Source organism: Psychromonas sp. B3M02, assembly GCF_003318165.1.
Classification (GTDB): domain Bacteria; phylum Pseudomonadota; class Gammaproteobacteria; order Enterobacterales; family Psychromonadaceae; genus Psychromonas.
The window spans coordinates 34023-53027 of record NZ_QOCB01000140.1 but is presented as its reverse complement, the minus strand read 5'-3'; the positions used below and the strand labels follow the sequence as shown (position 1 = coordinate 53027).

The window sequence follows — 19005 nt, the reverse complement described above, 5'->3', positions numbered from 1 at the left end:
GTTGAATAATACCAATCATAGTAAGTAACTGATCTATTTTACTTGTTAAAACAACTTATTTTTTCGTTGTAAGTTTCGTATAGGGAACAACCATTTACATCAACTTACGCCTCAAACTAAGCCATTTTTCCGGCGCAAAATTTAGATCAGTTATTTAATACAATTGGTATTAGTTATTGAATAAACTAGCGAGTTCACAACAGGTTATATATCCAGACTAATATTATGTTTACAAGAGACTATAAGATGATGTGTTAACAAAAGTAGAATGGTAGGGAACTAAAAACAAAAAAGGCCAAATACATGGGTATTTGGCCTGTTGTTATAATTAGCCACTTAGTGAATGGCCATAACAAAAACTGTTATTGCAAATTAAGCTACGTTAGCTACTTTTGCTACTGGTGCTGGTGTTCTAATTAAGTGGTCAAATGCACTTAGACTTGCTTTAGAACCTTCACCCATTGCAATGATGATTTGCTTGTAAGGAACGGTTGTTACATCACCTGCAGCAAATACACCTGGTAGTGATGTTTCACCTTTTGCATTTACTTCGATTTCGCCACGTGGTGATAAAGTAACACCGCTGTCTTTTAAGAAATCACTGTTTGGCATTAGGCCGATTTGTACAAAGATACCTGAAAGTTCAATTTCACTTTCTTCATTACTTACACGGTCAAGGTATTTAAGTGAAGTAACACGTGTACCATCACCAATTACTTCAGTAGTTTGTGCGCTTTTAATGATATCGATATTAGCGATACTGTTTGCTTTATCTACTAGTACTTGGTCAGCACGTAGTGTGTCAGCGAACTCTAAAACAGTTACGTGAGCTACGATACCAGCTAAGTCTATTGCCGCTTCAATGCCTGAGTTACCACCACCAATTACCGCAACTTTTTTACCTTTGAATAATGGCCCGTCACAGTGAGGACAGTAAGCAACACCTTTGTTGCTGTACTCTTGCTCACCAGGTACGTTCATTTTTCTCCAACGAGCACCTGTTGATAAGATAACGCTACGGCTTTTTAATGTTGCACCGCTCTCTAAAGAAACGTGGATGTAACCATCTTCAGTTTTTTCTGCAGCAACGACTGAATCAGCACGCTGTTCGTTCATGATATCTACATCATATTCTTTTACGTGTTCTTCAAGAGCAGCAGCTAATTTAGGACCTTGCGTCTCTTTAACAGAGATAAAGTTTTCAATGGCCATTGTATCCATTACTTGTCCGCCGAAACGTTCAGCAACAACACCAGTACGGATACCTTTACGCGCTGCATAGATTGCTGCAGATGCACCCGCTGGGCCACCACCAACAACTAATACTTCATAGGGTTCTTTTTCGTTTAGTGCTGCAGCTTGTTTTTTCACAGCGCCAGTATCAACTTTACTTAAAATTTCAGTTAATGTGATACGACCTTGTGTGAAGACTTCACCGTTTAAATAAACGCTTGGTACCGCCATGATGTTACGATCTGCAACTTCATCTTGGAACGCACCACCATCAATCATAGTTGCTTTGATGCTTGGGTTAATCGCAGCCATCATATTTAATGCTTGTACAACATCTGGACAGTTCTGACAGCTTAAAGAGATGAACACTTCAAAGTTAAAATCACCTTCAAGGTTACGTACTTGTTCAATCACTTCAGCATCAATTTTCATTGGGTGACCACCAGTATGCAATAATGCTAATACTAATGATGTAAATTCGTGACCCATTGGTAAGCCAGCAAAACCGATAGCGGTATTTTTAGTTGGGTTAACCACTTGCATGATTGGTTTACGAGTACTTGCTGATTGATCTTCTACTACAGATACTTTATCATGCAGTGATGCAATATCAGTAGCTAGTGTTTTAAGCTTTTTAGCTGTTTCACTATCATCAAGACTAAGAACAAGTTTCACTTCTGTTTTTAAGTTATCTAAGTACGCTTTTAATTGCGCCTTCATATTTTGGTCTAACATAATTCCACCCTTTTAATTTTGATAGCTGTGTTTGTGCACGTTTAATAAAAAACGTGAATAAGCAAATTGGTTTAATTTAAAAATCGACTCTCTCGTCAATAATGCTTTATAAAAATCTATTTTTAAATGACCTCAGCCTTGCTGACTAAGGTCTATTTAGTGCTAAGCAATAATAAAATTGCTTAGCTTTTTAGACTTAGATTTTACCTACTAGGTCTAGAGAAGGAGCTAGTGTTTCTTCACCTTCTTTCCATTTAGCTGGACATACTTCACCTGGGTGAGCAGCTACGTATTGTGCAGCTTTAACTTTACGTAGTAGGTCTTCAGCATCACGGCCAATACCTTCAGCAGTGATTTCCATTGCTTGGATTGTACCTTCTGGATCGATTAGGAATGTAGCACGGTCTGCAAGGCCTTGACCTTCACGCATAACGTTGAAGTTATTTGTGATGTTACCTGATTGGTCACCAACCATGAAGTAGTTGATTTTACCGATAGTGTCTGAACTGTCGTGCCATGCTTTGTGAGTGAAGTGAGTATCAGTAGATACAGAGAAAACTTCAACACCACGTTTTTGTAGCTCTTCGTAGTGATCAGCAACGTCACCTAATTCAGTAGGACATACAAAAGTGAAGTCAGCAGGGTAGAAGAAAAAGATAGACCATTTACCTAGTACGTCTTGCTCTGAGATTTCTACGAACTCACCAGATTTAAAAGCACTTGCGTTGAATGGTTTCAATTTAGTATTGATCATTTTGATATTCCTATTAAGTTTGGGTTATTTACTATTTGAACTCGTTCCCCGAGTCCATGAGGTGCATTATGTGACAAAAGTCGCAATAGGTAAAATTGTTAGTTTCAATGAGTTTAATAGCCAATGACTATTTTTTGTTTCTTGCAGCCATATGACAGGTTTGTGACAATTGGCGTTAAATTATAAAATAAAAGTACCGTAAGTAAAAGTGGGTTTATAAGAAAGCGTGAACTTTCGACTATTTAACGAGTCTATTCTCTGTGACTAAAATTTAAACAAAAAATTGTTATAAATATGTTACACTAGATGCAATTACATATTTAAGACCTTTTTTTTTATGTAATTAATCTTTGAATCAACCTAGTAAGGCAGGACATAAAATAATGGCTCTCATGAGAAATTATCGTATATCAACAAACCTTCCCCCTCCAAGTTCCATCCGTTCCTAAAACACAATCTAACAATATTATTATCCGAATAGAGCTATGAAATTGCCGACATAACATAGTTATCTAAAGCAGTTAATCGCTTCTTACTCTTGCGATTAATCGTCTACATCAGAATAAAGAGTAATGCAGTAAAAAAGCTAAAAGAGAAAATATGAAAAATCATAAGTGGAATCGAATTGTATTAAAAGTTGGTAGTGCATTAATAGCCCCAGAAAGAAAAGGCTGTAGTTCTCGTTACCTATTACATATCGCCAAATTTATTTTACAATGTAGAGACAGAGGCACAGAGGTGATTCTGGTTTCTTCAGGCTCAGTAGCAGCAGGCGCTCACTTCTTTGGTAACATCGATAAGCCTTCATTACCTATTAAAAAGGCAATGGCCGCAGCCGGTCAAAACGAAATGATGGCTGCTTGGGATCGCTTCTTTGATTTCCCATCTGCACAAATTTTATTAACCCATGGTGATTTCCAAGATAGAGAGCGTTACGACAGTGTACGTGAAACAATCTTCGCATTACTTGACCATGGTATTTTACCGGTTGTAAACGAAAATGATGTAGTAACAACCGATGCATTAAAAGTAGGCGATAACGATAACCTATCTGCCATGGTAGCCGCAGCGGCGGATGCAGATGCGTTAATTATCTGTTCTGATATTGATGGCCTATACGACAAAAACCCGCACACCAATGACGATGCGGTAATGATTAAAAACGTAAATACTATCGACCAAAGTATTTTCGATATGGCCGGTGGCGCACACAGCAGTGTCGGCACGGGTGGTATGCAGACTAAAATTGAAGCTGCAGAAAAAGCAACATCACATGGTCTAACAACTTATATTATTAATGGCTTCAAAGAACACTCATTTGAGCAATTAATTTTAGGTAAAAACCCAGGTACTATTTTTGCCCCTTATGCAAAACCAATGGAAGAAGACTTACATTGGATGACACATACATCTAAAGCACAAGGTGAAGTAGTTATTGAAGATGGCTTTGAATATCCATTAGATGAACACTGTGATCAACTAACGAGTAATGAAATCCTTGAAGTTCATGGTGAGTTCTCTGCCGGTGATACAATTTTAATCCGCAGTGATGACGGTAAACATGTAGCTAAAGCGGAAGCTAACTACAGTAGTTGCTTACTTAACTATATTACTGAAGATGAAACTGATGCTCATCATCAAACAGGCCCACTAGTATCAGATAAAAATATCGCGGTATTAGAGCACGAAGCATCTGATTAATTACGCTTAATCAGAGTGATTAAAAAAAGGGGATAACGATTAAATCGTTATCCCCTTTTTAGTTTTAGCAATCTAGTTTATAGCGGTCATACTTAAGCGCTAGCTGCTTGTACATCTGCTTTATTTTTTAAGAAAGCGTAAGTGAAACCAGTCACTAGCGTCCCGGCTGCAATTGCAACTAGGTACATTAATACCGGCGTAATTGCGTTTGGAATAAGCAGAACAAACAATCCACCATGAGGTGCTAATAACTGCGCACCAAATAACATAGATAAACCGCCTGTGATTGCACCACCTAACATACAGCTTGGAATGACACGCATTGGATCTTTTGCTGCAAATGGGATCGCACCTTCAGAGATAAAACATAAGCCTAATACAAAAGAGGCTTTACCCGCTTCCTGCTCTGTTGCAATAAACTTTTGTTTAGCTAAGAAAGTCGCTAAGCCCATGCCTAATGCCGGTACCATACCTGCCGCCATAATCGCAGCCATTGGACCGTATGATTGAGATGCTAGTAAACCAACACCAAAGGTATATGCCGCTTTATTAACTGGACCACCAAGGTCAAAACACATCATACAACCTAACACTATTCCGAGTAACACGGCATTGGTTGATCCCATATTGGTTAGAAACTCTGTTAATGCCGCCATAATTGCTGCCACCGGACCACCTACAATGTAGATCATCACTAGACCGGTCACTAAACTCGCTAAAAACGGAATAATTAAAATAGGTTTTAATGCTTCCATTGATTGCGGTAGTGATACTTTGTCAGCAATAAACTTAGCTGCGTAACCCGCAATAAAACCAGCGGCAATCCCCCCAAGAAAACCAGCACCTAATTGACTTGCTAACATGCCGCCAATTAAACCAGGGGCTAACCCAGGTCGGTCTGCAATAGAAAAGGCAATGAATCCTGCTAAAACTGGAATCATTAACGCAAAGGCCGCACCACCACCGATATCCATTAAGGTGGCCGCTAAGGTGCCCTCCTCTTTAAAGGCTTCAATACCAAAAACAAAGGACAAGGCAATTAATAAACCACCTGCAATCACCACGGGTAACATATGTGATACACCCGTCATAAGGTGCTTATAAGCGCCCTTTTTCTCTTCACTAGGAGCGCTATTTATTTTTCCAGTTCCTTGATAAATACTCGCTTCAGCAAAGGCTTTGTCAATTTCTTTTTGGGTTTTCTTTAACGCAAGGCCTGTACTGGTTTTATATAAGCGTTTGCCATTAAAACGATCTAATGACACTTCAATGTCAGCAGCAATAATCACTAAATCAGCAGAACTAATATCTTGATCGGTTAATTGATTTTTTGCTCCCACTGAGCCACGAGTTTCCACTTTGATGGTATAACCTTGACGTTCAGCTTCCGCTTCTAATGCTTCCGCCGCCATAAAAGTATGCGCAACCCCAGTTGGGCAAGCAGTGATAGCAACAATATGCTTTTCATTACCAGCTTCAGAAGCTTTAGACAAAGATACCTCAGTCACTTGAGTTGCATCTAATACGGTTAGTTTAGTTAACGCTGTTTCTAACCACACTTTTGGGTCGCTAGTACATTCAGAGATATCACCTTGATATACTTTTTTACCAACAAAACGACTGTTATCGACTGCACCATTACTTACAATCAATACCGCATCAGCATCTGCAATTTGTTGCTCAGTTAACGTATCCACTGGTAATACACTTGATTGGCACTCAATAACGGCTTCTAGGTTTAAGGCTTGTGCTGCTTTTTTCAATAAACCAGCGGCAATAATGCTATTTGCAACACCGCTTGGGCAGGCAGTTACCATCACTATATTTTTCATAATCAATCCTTCACTCAATTTCTAAAACGATTAAAAAAGGTTATTCAGCGTTACTTTTTGTTGTAATTCAGTAACGCTTTCGAGACTCTCAACACCCACACCAACCTGCGATACAGCTAATGCTGAAAGTGCAGTGGCAAAGGATAAAATATGTTCAGCTTGCCAGCCTTGCATGTGACCCCAACATAAGCCAGCAACTAAGGTATCTCCAGCACCCACAGTACTAACTACTGTCATTTTAGGTGGTTGAGAGAAATACCATTGAGTTTGCTGTTGCTGATCTTTAGCTAGCCACATCACGCCTTTTTCGCCCAATGAGACCACCACATTATCGATCCCTTTCGCAGCTAAACCCTCTGCAGCTTGCTGGCAAGCCTGTGCGGAAGTCAGTTTTGTTCCAACGAGTTCAGATAACTCTTCATCATTAGGTTTAATTAACCAAGGCTGTGCAGTTAAGCCAGCGACTAACGCAGCACGGCTACTATCAAAAATGACTTTTTTGCCCATTTCATGTAGTTTTTTAATCCAACTTGCACACAATTCAGGCGTAATACCTGTTGGAAGGCTTCCAGCGAGTACAAAAAACTGATGTGTTTCAGCTAATGCCCACAACTTAGATTCAAAGGCTTTAATCGCTTGTTCAGAAACATGTACACCAGGGAAGTTGATATCGCTGACTTGGCCATTTTCTTCAACTAGCTTCACGTTGATTCGTGTTGCACCGTCCACGCGAATAAATTGATCATCAGCACTCATATCAGAAAAAAGTGTACTGAATAGTGCATCGTTATCTCGCCCTAAAAAGCCTGTTACTGTTACCTCCGCCCCTAAGTCAGAAAGTACTCTCGCAACATTTACCCCTTTACCTGCCGCATGCAAGGAACCTTCCTCTGCTAAATTGACTGAGCCTAAATTCAACTTTCCAACACTGCCGGTGAGGTCTAATGCAGGGTTTAAAGTGATAGTGACTACTTTATTATTTATATCTCTCATTTTTATCCCTCACTCAACCCAGAAACAATGGCTTCACTAATCGCAGCAAGCGCTTGTTTCGCATCGTCACCATCAGCAATAAACTGTAATCTATCGCCATACTTAACGCCTAAGCCGATCACTTTCATTAAGCTTTTAGCATTCACTGTTTTATCTTCTCCATCGAGGTTTTTAACCATAATGTTGGCGCTAAATGGCTTAATTGTTGCCACTAACATTGCACTCGGCCTTGCGTGTAAACCATGCGTATTATTAATTCTAAATGTCTCTGTTAAAGCTGAGTCACTGCTTATGTCGTCTTCTTCATGATTGGTAAAGTAAGCAATTAATTTATCTTTAGAAGCAATCAGCAACTCACCTTGTTGTTGTTCGAATATGCAATGGCTAAGAGTCTTAAGAAAACCATGGTGAGTATCATTACAAGCGGCAATCACAATCAGCCCCTTCACCACTTCCCCATTAAACTCACAATGTTCACTGGTAGTAACAAATGCCATCGCAGAACGATTCACTGCTTTGTCACCACTAATCAACCATAAGCCATTACCTAAATGCGTAGGTGCTTTAACGACTAATTCAGCAACAAATTGTTGCGCTACACAGTCTTGATTTTTTAAACAACCACCCGCTACGGCAGCCATTTGAATCATATCCGTCGCAGGGAAATTTAATTGCATCAGCTGCTGGTTAAAATCCGCTTCAAATTGCACATCACCATTTAATAGCGTGATAATGTCTTGTTCAGTGGTTGCTGCTTTTAACTTCTCTTCAACGCCATCCACAGACAAGACTTTAGTTAACTGCTTTAAAATACCTAAATGCTCATCTGACTTAGCGGCAATACCAATCGCCACATAGACGAGATTGTTATCCCCCCAGTTCACTCCATCAGGAAAGTGATGAATGACTACTCCAGTTTCATTAACCAAATCACGTGTATCTGTTGTACCGTGAGGAATAGCAATACCATTGCCTAAGTAGGTAGAGTTTTGTAATTCGCGATTAAGCATGCCAGTCACATATTCACTGGTGACTAAACCTCGCTCATTTAGTTGTTCTGCAATTGTGGTAATCGCCGCTATTTTATCTTTTGCGGCTTGTGCCATTGTGATGTCATCGTTGGTTAGTTTCAGCATCAACCTGAACCTCTTTATTAATAAAAATTAGCCTTTAACTTTAACAACTGAATCGATTCAGCTATTAAGTCAAAAAAATTCAGCCCCTCTATTTAGCCACTTTTAAAAGAATACCTATGAGTATTTATTAGGCTAATAACGTTACTGAATCGTTTCAGCTTTAATAGTGAATCGATTCAGCTTATAATGCAACCTGTAAGTAAAAGAGATCGTCATTAATATGATCTCATCGACAAAAAAGGATCTTTCAGCATGACATTAGATAAAATTGCACAGTTAGCCGGTGTATCAAAAACCACTGCAAGTTATGTTATTAACGGTAAAGCGAAAAAGTACCGCATTAGTGAAAAGACCCAATTAAAAGTGATGGCTGTGGTTAATGAGCATAATTATAGTCCTGACCATGCCGCTTCATCATTACGTGCTGGAAGTAGTCGTTCTTTTGGTTTAATTATTCCAGATCTTGAAAACAGCAGTTATACCAAACTTGCTAAGTTACTAGAGTCAAACTCACGTCAAGCGGGCTATCAAATATTAATAGGCTGTTCGGATGATGATCCAGAAACCGAAAGAAACTTGGTTAAAGCTTTATTAAGCCGCCGTATTGATGCGCTATTTGTAGCTAGCTCATTAACCGATAGCAGTGATTACTACCTGCCTATCCAGCAACAAGGTACGCCGATCATTGCCATTGACCGCGCTTTAGATGATGAACATTTTAGTTGTGTGATCAGTGAAGATTTTGATGGTGCTTATGAACTAACTGCGTCTTTAATTTCCGATCAGGTTAAATCTGTTGGTTTAATCGGTGCTCTGCCTAACCTTAATATTTCTCGGCAACGTCATGCAGGCTTTGAAGCCCAAGTAAAAGAACAAGGTTTAATCGCCATTAGTGATTATGGAGACAATTTTAATAGTGAGTCGGGAAAAGCGATTTTTAGTGCGTGGATAGCCGAAAATAAACTACCAGATGCCATTATTGTCACCTCCTATACTTTATTGGAAGGTATTTTGGATGTGTTAATTGAGCAACCTGCACTAATGGATAAACTGAAGCTAGGCACATTTGGTGATAATCGTTTGTTAGACTTTCTACCAATAAAGATAAACTCCCTACCACAACAGTTTGAGTTAATTGCAGACAGTGCATTAGCGCTCGCACTGAATGCATCAGCAAAACGCTATCAAACTGGTGTTGAGTTAATTCCAAGGAAAATAGTCATACGTCAAAACAGTCATGATCTTTAATAAAAGATACTGTTTATTGGTTTTCTTCCGCACTTAAAAAGTATCTTAAACGTTTATTTGCGTGCTGAGTCGTTAAGTTGGCAATGTTATCTACTGCGAGCGCTTTACCTTGGTCAACAAATATAAAATCAGATGCGACTGCACGAGCATCACCAATATGGTGTGTCACCATTAAGATGGTCACGCCTTCAGAGTCAGCTAAAGATTTAACATGCTCTAACATAGAAACACGTAATACAGGGTCTAACGCTGAAAATGGCTCATCTAATAATAATATAGGCTTGTGTTGAACAAAACAGCGCGCCAATGCAACACGTTGTTGCTCACCACCAGACAACTGCGATGGCAGACGGTCTAACAAATCCTCCACCCCTACTTGTAATGCAGCAGTTTGTAAACGCCTCTTATGTTTCTCATTGAGCTTTAACCCAGGGTGTAAACCTAGCCCAATATTATCAAAGGCAGACAAGTGGCTAAATAGGTTATTATTTTGAAATAAAATAGACAAAGGACGTTGATGTGGAGCACGGTTTAATACCGACTTTCCATGGATCTTAATATCCCCTTTGCTCGGGGTAATAAAACCCGTCAACAAATTCAATAAAGTGCTTTTCCCTGCACCGCTTGGCCCTAATATAGCAACGATACTGCCTTCTTCAACTTGTAAGTCAAAGGTAAAGTTTTGTTGATGATAGTGATATTGGACCTGTGAAAAATCAATCATGCTTTGCTCTTTTTATATGGGGTTGTGTTTCTTTAAATAGGCTTTCGATGACCATAAAAGTCCCCACACTTAATAATAATAAAACCAAGGAAACAACGGCAGCAGATTCTAACTGATAACTCCCAAGAAGTTGAAATAGATATAAAGGTAAAGTGCTAAAAGAATGGCTACCAAATAGCGCTATCGCACTTAAATCACCAATGGATAGAACAAAACTCAGAGACATAGCCTGCAAGATAGGCCTTTTTAATGATTTCCACTCCACCCAATAAATACGATGTAATGAAAAGATACCTAAACTATTGCACAGTAATTCATATTTTTGCGCATTTTGTAACATAGGCACAGCTAAACTTTTAAGTGTAAAAGGTAATGCCATCAAGGCATTCACAGCAATCACAATATATAAGGAGAGAGAAGACAAACTTGAGAACTCTCGTAATAGTAAAAACAACCCAGTGCTAATAACCAACCCTGGAGTCACTAAAATAATCGTGGCTAACATCTCTACTTTATCAGCTCTATTGTTTAACCCTACTAAACGCCATTGGCGACTGGCTAACAGAATAAAGAAGGCAAAAATAACCGCAATCATCCCAGCAAAAGCCGCAATCACAATTGAGTTCTTAAATGCCATCCAAAAACCAAGGTCGTTAAACACCATCCATAATTTATGATTAATACCAGAGAACACCACCATAGCTAAAGGAGGAACCACTAATAGGGTGATCATTGCTATCCAAAAGAGATCCCAACACTTAGACAAGAGCGTGTCATGAGGGAAGGTATTATCGATACCTTGAAAGTTGGTTGTTAATAAAGCCGGACGCGCTACCTTTTGAATTAAGATAGCTAAAATAGCACATAAACAGATTTGCCATAACGCTAGTAAAGCACCTGCCTGTAAATCAAAATCAAATTTAATTGCTTGATAGATAGCGAGTTCAATAGTGGTCGATTTGGGTCCACCACCTAATGCCATGACAGTGGCAAAGCTAGTAAAACACAGCATAAAGATTAACCCTGCTGTGTGAGGAATTTGCCCTGCAATATAAGGCCACTCAACAAACCGAAACTTATTCCAATGTTTTAAACCAAGATGACTGGCTAACTGATGCTGCTGCTCTGGAATCGAGCTTAAGCCTTGTAAAAAAAGACGGCAAGCAAAGGGAAGGTTAAAAAAGACATGCGCTAATAAAATGCCATTTAACCCAAAAATAGAAAAGGGTAATTTCATCTCAAAGTAAGCAAACAGGTTAGCAATCAAACCACTGTTACCATAGATAGCAAGCAAACCAAAAACAGCGACAAGCACGGGTAATACTAAGGTAGTGGCTAACAGCTTTAATAAAAAGCTTTTCCCCCAAAATGAACGTCTAGAGAGAGCATGACTAATAGGAATAGCCAGCAGCACACTTAACAGAGTAGACAAAAATGCCTGATATAAACTGAATTTAGTAATGTGCTGATAGTAAGGGTCTGACCAGACTACACTTATATCTAGATCAGATGAATGGGTTAATAGCGTCCCCACTGCCATCGATACAAACACAAAAATGCCAAGTGAGAGCAATAACCCAGGAATCTGAACTTTTTTAATTTGCTTAATTATCACTCTCACACCTTTTGTTAGGCGATTAATCCGTTAGAGAAGTTAACCACTCTCTAGTCCATGCTTTACGGTATTTATCTACTTCATTACTATCGCAGGTTAGCATTTTAACCGGCAAAGTAAGCTGTTCGAATTCATTAGGTAATAACACATTAGTCACCGGGTACATCCAGTTTCCTGTAGGGATCTCAGACTGGAAAGCATCACTTAACATAAAGTTCATAAAGGTAGTGGCTAGTTGCTTGTGTTTGCTATTTTTGACAATAGCAGCCACTTCCACTTGACGGTAATGACCTTCACTAAAACTAGCAGCAACATATTGTTGCTTACCTTCGGCAATCATATGGTATGCCGGAGAAGTGGTGTACGACAGTACCATGTCTGCTTCACCTTTTAAGAACATGCTATAGGATTCAGACCAGCCTTTGGTCACTGTTACGGTTTTTTCAGCTAGCTTTTTCCAAGCCTCTGGCGCTTGGTCACCATAAATTGTTTTCATCCACAGCATTAAACCTGAACCAGGGGTAGAGGTACGTGGATCTTGATAAATCACTTTCAGATCATCTCGCTCTTCCACTAACTCTTTCATACTCTTAGGAGGATTTTTTAATGTTTCGCTGTTGTAAATAAAGGCAAAATAACCGTAATCAAAAGGAACAAAGGTATCGTCCTTCCAGCCGTCTTCAACATTTACAGGCATCAAATCAATATTATGTTTTGCTAATAAACCTGTTTTTTTGGCGGTTGCCATCAAGCTATCATCTAAACCCAGTAAAATGTCAGCTTCACTACTATCACCTTCTAGGCGAAGACGGTTAAGAATTGTCACACCATCATCTAAGGCAATAAACTCTAAATCACAATCACAAAAGGCTTCAAATGATGCTTCAATCTTTGGGCCTGGTCCCCATTCAGAAGCAAATGAGCTATAGGTATAAATTGTTAATTTTTCTTGTTCGGCAGCAGCTAATGCCGGTGTTAACATCAAAATCCCTGAGATTAATAACCTTGTAAAATTCTTTTTCACTATGTCATCCATTTATAGTTGTTTAGAGGGTATCGATTATATCGAATAAAGAGGCTCTTATTTATCAAAAAGCCAATAGTCGTGCATTGTGATTGATTACTTTTCCTTGAGCAATCTAAAGATCGCTTTTCTTTTCTATAGAGTGAATCAATACGATCTAGCTTGTCACCTATCACCGTTCTACTTGTTGATCTGCTGGATTTCTTTATTACAAATAATATAACTATGATTATAGCAATTACATCAAATAAATGATCAACTTACTGAATTAAATCTAATATTTAGCAGAATAATTGAAGAGATTGTGAAGAATAAAAGCAGATAAGGGTTTAATAAGCGATGCTTTTATTTTTTAGGGATAGCGCACACACAGAAAATAACTTTACCTAATACTCGGGCACGAGGCACCCAGCCCATCTCTTCAGGCTGAACACTGGAGTCATTCTCACCGGTTAACCATAAAGAACCATTAGCGTTAATTTTTTGAACTCGTTTAATAATAGATTGATAAGTAGCGTGGTTAACCACTACAAGGTGACCTACCTTTAACCGTCTGTGAAAACGACTAACAAACACATAGTCCCCGTCTACTAAACGAGGAGCCATGCTCATACCTTTAACTTTAACCACGCTGAGCATTATTCTGTCCACTTAATAAAGTGCAACATATTTACCCTTTTAGATCCGGGTAAACAACTGGTAATGCAGGTGGGTAAGGGCAAGCTGCCGTGTAAGTTTGCACACCTTTTGTTAACCAGAATGCAGCAGCAAATTCATTAACTAGCTCAACTAATTTTTCGCCTTCTTCACGGGCAATGCTTTGCTTACATTTTGAAGCTTGTAACATAATGCTATGCGTTAGTTGATGCGCATTAGGTAGTTGTTCAAACTGAGGTGCTTTAAAGTAATCACCCCAGATGATACGTATGGCTTCCTTCACTTCTGTACTTGCAGACTCTTTTTCACTTACTAAACGCGCTACTTGAGCATAATCAGCGACACCTAACGTACCTTTATCTTCTACTTCTTTAATTAGGTCCATTAAGCGTACACAGCTTAATGCAGCAAGTTGTGCTGTTGCTGGATCATAAATTTTACATGGAATATCACAGTGTGCTTTTACTGTTTTAAAGTTAACTGCTTTATCGATAGATTTAATAAGACGATGAATCATGCCTGCTCTCCTTTTTTTGCTGTATTTTTACCACGACTTTTTTTATAAGCGACACCAACGACAACAACCGCTACAACAGCAAGCACTGTTAATAAATGAATAGAATTACTTGCCCAATGAGAATGATCGTGTCCAGGGTGAGCTTGTGCGACTTGGCTAACAGCCATAAGTGCACTTAACGCCATTGAGCTTTTTACTAGTTTTTTCATCTTTACTTCCTTTTTGGTAAACATAAAAGACCTCTATAGAGGCAGAGAGTTAGTGGTGGGTGATATGTTCAGCATAAGGCACATGGTTCACAAATGTGCTGAACGACTTTTGATCTTGTACAGATTGCTGTTGAGCTTGTTGTTCATTAAACATTTCCCATTCACAGCGAATGCGGGTGACCGTGTGCATCACTAAACAATAGTGTCGATCGTCAACATCTGCACGAGAAAGCACCGCCTGTAAAAAGTTAATGGCGTTCTCATAGTGGCTATTTGCTAATAATGAATTATTTAATGCGTTATAGGCATCAGCAAGATTCAAGAAGCTCACTGCAGCCGCTGATATATAGGATTCAGCATCAAGCAAAAAGTTATCATGGAAAGTGGTTTCTAACATGCTTAGTGCTTGTTGGTTTAAAAAAACTGCATCGGAGAAGTCATTGCTTGAATAAGCTTTATTTGCGCGTTTAGTTAAAATTTCCCAGCTATGCATTGATTCCCTCACTCAATCAACAATAAAGTAATAATAATCATTATCAACAAATAACTGGAAAATTCAACACATTTAATAATAATTATCATTAGCAAATTGAAAGTTGTAAAAATTGAGGCCGTTGAGAAAAGGGGCTAATACTAATTACAATAAATAAGAGCGCTAAAATTTGCGTAGGAAAAATAGCTTAGTTTAAAGCGCAATTAGAGCCTTTCGAAGTTTAACTTGGTTAATTAGTGTGATTGGTGTATCTACAAAATATAAGTCTTTTTAGCCCGTCATAGAATTTAATTAAACGATGAGTGACTATCAATCAGGGAATTTATCGAAGGATTTAGCCTTAAGGCCTTGCTCATACCACTCGGCTTTTTCTGAACAAAAAATATTATCTTGAGGAGTGATATTAGGTACGCCATTAAGGCAACCTACAGGAATGATTAAATCTTTTTTATTACGGGAAAGGTAAGGAACGGGAGCGCCACATTCTTCACAAAATGCAGTTGAAATTGCTCGCCCAGGGACATCAAAACGCTTAACTAGGCTTTCACCACTAAGCCATTTAATGTTGCTAGGCTGAGTGAAAATATTAGCCGCATGCGCTGAGCCAGTTACTTTTTGGCATTGAATACAATGGCATAAATGAAACTCATTAAAGTTATTGTCACTTTCAAAATAAACTTTACCACATAAACAGCTACCAGAAATACTCGACATTTCACCTCCTACATTAACAATTAAAGGCTATTTTACCTGAGAACCCATAGAGTAAACACGACGAATTTATTGGTATATTTCGCCTTTATGCTTTAACCAACCAGCCAGGTGTTTTCCTTTAGGATCTTTATGTGTCCAATGTACCACTCCCCCCTGTGCATTCCATTCATATTGCCCATAAAACTCAATACGGTCACCACGAGCAATAGTATTAATACGCGGCGCTAGGTCGATATTATGAGCAAATAAGATAGTTTGACCAGAGGTTAGCCTTAAAATGAACTTTTGATGGCGAGATCCTTCGTTGTCATCCTTTAATAACTTAACAACGATACCACTTCCTGTTACTTGGGTTTCACGTTTTTTAGCTTGAAAGGCTGTTTCAATATCATCACTCAAATCCGTTTTGACGGTAAGTTCAGCATTCTCTTTTTTATGTTGTGCAGTACTATTGTTTTTACTCTTTTGGCTTATCCATTGGTATAAACCAAAGGCCAAAAAGATCAGAATAATAATTATGTTTTTCATGGTTTTTACTCAATATAGTTCAATACAGTGCCATGATTAAAAGTAATTAATACCATGATCTGTCCCTGAAATTTATAGGTAGGTATGGTGGCGTGTAACGCTAAAACGATTCAGGATAAGATGCATAATATAAACAGCACTTAAACTCACTACGATAGCCACTGAAACAGAACTGAAACGGTATAGAGAGCTGTAAAAAAATGTCTTGTCTGGCCCTAAATACTGACCAAATAAAATACCCAGAGTCGTTAACACACCAAAACCAACACCTGGTGCCCCGCCTCCTACAATATGAAAACGAGCAAAGATAAAAGATAACAACCATAATATAAAAACAGAAAATAATAAAACATCAGCGTGATTATATAAAAGCAATTGCGACGCTATGGCGATATTACAACCAATAAAAGTCCCTATTGCTCTTCGCCAACTTGCCGTTCCAACCGCATTCCAACACAGGGAAAAAAGGATTAAAACTGATGAGGCCTGTGCAGAAATAGAATCATTTAAATCAAATATTTGAAAAGCAACAAATGATAATGTAGCCACACTTGAACATAATAAAACTTCGTGACGAATACTCTCTTTACTTTTACTCGGTAGACTCCTCGCCGCACGAGGGCTGACATCAGGAAAAATAACATGCATCATTAACCCTATCAACACGGTTAATGCAATAGCTATTATATTACTGACAATTAATGGATAAATGCTGCTTGTTTGATCAGCATAGCTAGAATAATGTAGTTGAATCGACAGACTCACTACGCCCAATGCGCCAAATAAAAAAGCCCGGCCATTACTCATTACAAAAAACAGCACACAAAAACTTAAAAAAGCGAGTCCGGTCATCACTATCGGTAAGTGAGAGAACAGCCCTTGCAACACTAATACAACAAAAGCACAGTATATAGATGAGCCAAAAAACTGCCCGATCACACTTTTGCTGATGGTTGGGACCAAACCAAGTATCAACATTGGATAAACCGTGAAAAAGATCCCGTAAGGCCATTCCATCAACTTACAAATAGTAAAGCCAATAGTACAACCACCAGCAACCCTTAATGCTTGACGTAACCCATTCCCATCTAACTCAGGTGGCTTTGCTTTAATTTCTTGTGTCATAATGCCTCCCCTTAATAGATGTAATGTAACCAACTAATTAAGCGAATTTGCAACGCACCAAACCACTGACCAATAAGGTTATCGGGTAATAATTGCACCGTTGCACGCGCACCACTTGGCATTAATGATAGGAATTGATTATCCCCAAGTACAGTAAAGTGAAGACGCTGACGCTGCGCATCTCTCACCCAACGTGTACTAGTCTCTGTTGTGCTCAGTAAACCATTCGCACTTAATTGACCACTGCTCACCCCTGCTTCAATACTACTTATCTTCGCTTCATACACTTCTCCGGGACGGCTATCAAATACTACGCGAGCTAAGGAATTTTTATGCATATTCATCAACGACTTCTCTCTAAAGTCTGCCACTAAATCCGCTTTTTTAGAGACCACTGCTAATAATGGTTGTCCTGCAGTCGCATAAGCCCCATCTAATAATTGTAGGTTAGTCACAACCCCATCACTCAAGGCACTTACTTTAGTATAAGATAAGTTGAGTTCAGCCTGTGATACTTGGTTAAGAGCGTGACGAATCGCTAGATTATCTTCACCCTTATCACCACGTGCTAGTACTGCTTCTGATAACTGTGCTTCTAAGGCAGCCTGATTAGCCTTACTCACTTCATAATTAGCAAGCAAGCTTTCTACATCCTGTTGGGATACGGTTCTCTGCTTAAATAGCTTTTCGCCTCTCTCCTTCAATAGCTTTTGCTGATGAAGCGTGGCCTTAGATGCAGCGATTTTAGCTTGGATTGCTTTGATATTACTGTCATAGCGTTTGTTCTGCAGACGCGCATCAGCCAGTGTTAACTGTGCTTGATGTAACGCTAATTGATAAGGTCCTGAATCAATCTCAAATAATGTATCCCCAGCTTTTACCATTTGGTTATTATCAACAGCAACATTCACAATTCGGCCGCTAATTTGTGGGGAAATTTGTACTACTGAATGGTATACACGCGCCTGTGGTGTAACAGGTAAAAATACATCAGCAATTAAGTAATAGATAAATACGCAGATAAACCCAATGACTGAATATCTAACGTAATGTGTAAACTTTTCTTCTGGTGTCATTTCTTAACCTTTCTTTTTCACTTGCTGTTTAATAGATGTTTGTGCATTTTGCTCTAACTTAATTAAAGTATGCGCCATGGCATCAAGCTGTTGCTGATTTAACCCACTGTAAATTTGTTGCGTTATCTCATCTACCTCCTCTTGCAAGGTGCTTAATATTTGGCGACCTTGCTCAGTGAAATAAATTTTTTTGCTACGTTTATCCTGCTCATCAACACAACGAATAATCAAGGATTGTTCTTCTAACTGCTTTAATGTACGAGTTAAAGATGGCATTTCAATAGATAAGCTATGTGCAATCTCTAACTGCGTCACCCCTTCTGATAACATTTTTATATGCATCAAAGTCGTCCAACGCGATTGCGTTAACCCTAAAGGTTCAACCGCGTGAGTCACAGCTTCACGGCATAAACGGTTTACCCGCCCCATACTACCGATCAGGGTTAAGTCGAGCGTTTCGTAAAAAGGAACTTCTTTATCCATCATTATCTCCAAATATACTTAGCCTGCTAACTAAAGGCGCGCACCTTAACATTAGTTAGCAGGCTAAGTAAATATTTTTTAACAACATATTTACTAAAAAATAACCGAAATAAAAATAGGTACTTAGTGAGCGCATTGAGAGTGAAAAAATAATTTAACTTTAATATCAATCCCTTAAATTTACATGCATAAGTGAATTAGATTTATT

General features: G+C 38.8%; 19 protein-coding genes. 2 read left to right on the top strand and 17 right to left on the bottom strand.

Going from position 1 to position 19005, the window contains the following annotated elements; genetic code table 11:
* Positions 1–372 precede the first annotated feature (372 nt).
* Both ahpF and ahpC read right to left on the bottom strand, forming a co-directional pair.
* Positions 373–1968, bottom strand: coding sequence for an alkyl hydroperoxide reductase subunit F (ahpF, locus tag DS885_RS15630; protein WP_113820343.1), 1596 nt, complete (start codon positions 1966–1968; stop codon positions 373–375).
* 196 nt (positions 1969–2164) lie between these two features.
* Complete coding sequence (ahpC, locus tag DS885_RS15625; protein ID WP_113820342.1) at positions 2165–2722, bottom strand: alkyl hydroperoxide reductase subunit C; 558 nt, start codon at positions 2720–2722, stop codon at positions 2165–2167.
* A gap of 600 nt (positions 2723–3322) precedes the next feature.
* On the opposite strand from ahpC, the gene proB reads away from it, so the two are divergent.
* The gene (gene proB / locus DS885_RS15620; protein ID WP_113820341.1) at positions 3323–4423 is read left to right on the top strand and encodes a glutamate 5-kinase; all 1101 of its coding nucleotides are present in this window, start codon (positions 3323–3325) and stop codon (positions 4421–4423) included.
* A 92-nt stretch (positions 4424–4515) separates the two neighbouring features.
* On the opposite strand, the gene fruA is transcribed toward proB, so the two are convergent.
* The 3 genes from fruA to fruB are packed head-to-tail and all read right to left on the bottom strand — an operon-like array spanning position 4516 to position 8384.
* Entirely contained in the window at positions 4516–6255 is a 1740-nt protein-coding gene (gene fruA, locus DS885_RS15615) for a PTS fructose transporter subunit IIBC (protein ID WP_113820340.1), read from the bottom strand.
* A gap of 30 nt (positions 6256–6285) precedes the next feature.
* Positions 6286–7248 carry a 1-phosphofructokinase gene (gene pfkB, locus DS885_RS15610; protein WP_113820339.1) on the bottom strand — a complete coding sequence of 321 codons (963 nt, stop codon included), beginning with the start codon at positions 7246–7248 and terminating at the stop codon, positions 6286–6288.
* 2 nt (positions 7249–7250) lie between these two features.
* Positions 7251–8384: a fused PTS fructose transporter subunit IIA/HPr protein gene (gene fruB / locus DS885_RS15605; RefSeq protein ID WP_113820338.1), complete on the bottom strand. Its 1134-nt coding sequence runs from the start codon at positions 8382–8384 to the stop codon at positions 7251–7253.
* 252 nt (positions 8385–8636) lie between these two features.
* On the opposite strand from fruB, the gene cra reads away from it, so the two are divergent.
* Positions 8637–9632: a catabolite repressor/activator gene (gene cra, locus DS885_RS15600; protein ID WP_113820337.1), complete on the top strand. Its 996-nt coding sequence runs from the start codon at positions 8637–8639 to the stop codon at positions 9630–9632.
* A 13-nt stretch (positions 9633–9645) separates the two neighbouring features.
* Here the strand turns inward: cra and thiQ are convergent, their stop codons facing one another.
* The 12 genes from thiQ to DS885_RS15540 all read right to left on the bottom strand — a co-directional run bounded on the left by thiQ (position 9646) and on the right by DS885_RS15540 (position 18797).
* Positions 9646–10356 carry a thiamine ABC transporter ATP-binding protein gene (gene thiQ, locus DS885_RS15595; RefSeq protein ID WP_113820336.1) on the bottom strand — a complete coding sequence of 237 codons (711 nt, stop codon included), beginning with the start codon at positions 10354–10356 and terminating at the stop codon, positions 9646–9648.
* On the bottom strand, positions 10349–11971 hold the full coding sequence (gene thiP / locus DS885_RS15590; RefSeq protein WP_258546929.1) for a thiamine/thiamine pyrophosphate ABC transporter permease: 1623 nt from the start codon (positions 11969–11971) through the stop codon (positions 10349–10351). The genes thiQ and thiP overlap by 8 nt, the downstream gene beginning before the upstream one ends.
* Positions 11972–11993: 22 nt before the next feature.
* The gene (gene thiB / locus DS885_RS15585; RefSeq protein ID WP_258546928.1) at positions 11994–12995 is read right to left on the bottom strand and encodes a thiamine ABC transporter substrate binding subunit; all 1002 of its coding nucleotides are present in this window, start codon (positions 12993–12995) and stop codon (positions 11994–11996) included.
* A 345-nt stretch (positions 12996–13340) separates the two neighbouring features.
* A complete protein-coding gene (gene sodX, locus DS885_RS15580) occupies positions 13341–13634 on the bottom strand; it encodes a nickel-type superoxide dismutase maturation protease (protein WP_113820334.1) in 294 nt (97 codons plus the stop codon).
* 31 nt (positions 13635–13665) lie between these two features.
* The gene (gene sodN, locus DS885_RS15575) at positions 13666–14169 is read right to left on the bottom strand and encodes a superoxide dismutase, Ni (RefSeq protein WP_113820333.1); all 504 of its coding nucleotides are present in this window, start codon (positions 14167–14169) and stop codon (positions 13666–13668) included.
* Entirely contained in the window at positions 14166–14378 is a 213-nt protein-coding gene (locus DS885_RS15570) for a hypothetical protein (protein ID WP_113820332.1), read from the bottom strand. Before DS885_RS15570 ends, sodN begins: the two co-directional genes overlap by 4 nt.
* 49 nt (positions 14379–14427) lie before the next feature.
* Positions 14428–14871: a tetratricopeptide repeat protein gene (locus DS885_RS15565; protein ID WP_113820331.1), complete on the bottom strand. Its 444-nt coding sequence runs from the start codon at positions 14869–14871 to the stop codon at positions 14428–14430.
* 309 nt (positions 14872–15180) lie between these two features.
* Positions 15181–15585: a GFA family protein gene (locus tag DS885_RS15560; protein ID WP_113820330.1), complete on the bottom strand. Its 405-nt coding sequence runs from the start codon at positions 15583–15585 to the stop codon at positions 15181–15183.
* A 66-nt stretch (positions 15586–15651) separates the two neighbouring features.
* On the bottom strand, positions 15652–16113 hold the full coding sequence (locus DS885_RS15555; protein WP_113820329.1) for a DUF3465 domain-containing protein: 462 nt from the start codon (positions 16111–16113) through the stop codon (positions 15652–15654).
* Positions 16114–16185: 72 nt separating this feature from the next.
* Positions 16186–17238 carry a DUF2955 domain-containing protein gene (locus DS885_RS15550; protein ID WP_113820328.1) on the bottom strand — a complete coding sequence of 351 codons (1053 nt, stop codon included), beginning with the start codon at positions 17236–17238 and terminating at the stop codon, positions 16186–16188.
* Between the two features lie 11 nt (positions 17239–17249).
* Complete coding sequence (locus DS885_RS15545; RefSeq protein ID WP_113820327.1) at positions 17250–18314, bottom strand: HlyD family secretion protein; 1065 nt, start codon at positions 18312–18314, stop codon at positions 17250–17252.
* Positions 18315–18317: 3 nt separating this feature from the next.
* Entirely contained in the window at positions 18318–18797 is a 480-nt protein-coding gene (locus DS885_RS15540) for a MarR family transcriptional regulator (protein ID WP_113820326.1), read from the bottom strand.
* Positions 18798–19005 lie beyond the last annotated feature (208 nt).